The organism is Streptomyces sp. 13-12-16 (assembly GCF_002114215.1).
Lineage (GTDB): Bacteria > Actinomycetota > Actinomycetes > Streptomycetales > Streptomycetaceae > Streptomyces.
On the sequence record NZ_NCTE01001341.1, the window covers coordinates 1 to 794 of the forward strand.

1 protein-coding gene and 1 pseudogene are annotated in these 794 nt (G+C 71.8%); one reads left to right on the forward strand and one right to left on the reverse strand.

Annotated features, from left to right (window positions below; genetic code table 11):
• Positions 1-65: 65 nt before the first annotated feature.
• Positions 66-332 (reverse strand): WhiB family transcriptional regulator, encoded by a 267-nt coding sequence (locus tag B7767_RS40690; RefSeq protein WP_085576288.1) that lies wholly within the window; start codon positions 330-332, stop codon positions 66-68.
• A gap of 186 nt (positions 333-518) precedes the next feature.
• Between B7767_RS40690 and B7767_RS40695 the strand changes: the two are divergent.
• Positions 519-794, forward strand: a pseudogene (locus B7767_RS40695) (hypothetical protein); the annotation flags it as partial.

Here is a 794-nt window from a genome sequence, read left to right on the forward strand (position 1 = left end):
GCGGAACCGGTATCGGTTCCGCCCCGCCCGCCCCGCCGTGTGTCCCCGGCTCGCGCGGCCCGTGCTCAGGCGGCCGTCCCCGCCGTCGTCCGCCGCCGTACCGCACGCCGTCGTGCGGCACGGCGCTCCCCTTCCGTCGTACCGCCCCAGATGCCTTCGACCGGGCCCGCGAGGACGGCCCACGCCAGACACTGTTCCGTCACGGGACAACGGCGGCAGACGGACTTCGCCTCGTCCGTCTGCACCACCACCTGACCACTGCTGACGCTGCCTATCGGGAAGAAGAGATCAGGGTCTTCGCGTAGGCACAGGCCCCGGTCACGCCAATCCATGGAACGCCTCCTGCGGGACGATTCGACACTGTTCCTCACTCACTTGAGGAGACCGGACGGTCGGCTCGGGTGTGACATCGGGAACGGGCCGGGGAAGGACGATGTGCACGATGCCCGGGTAGCATCCGGTGCGGTCGTGTGACGGGGCCGGCCGGAACAACGGGTTGAGGACGACGAGAGGAACACATGGTCTCCGTGACTCCCACGGCTCGCGACATCGAGATCACCGCCGAGAGCCTTCAGGAGGACCTGGCCCGGCTGGAGATGCAGAAGCAGGCGCTGGAGAGGGAACTGACCGCGGTCACCGCCCACCTCGGCTCCGTGCAGCGGGCCCTCGGTGCCCTCCAGGCCCTCATGGCCGGCTCCCCCGCGCCGTCCGCACCGGCACCCACGCGGTCCGCCGCGCCGACGGCACCGGTGCACACGGCCGAGGAGGCCGGCGCGGGCCCGGGGACGGCCGGC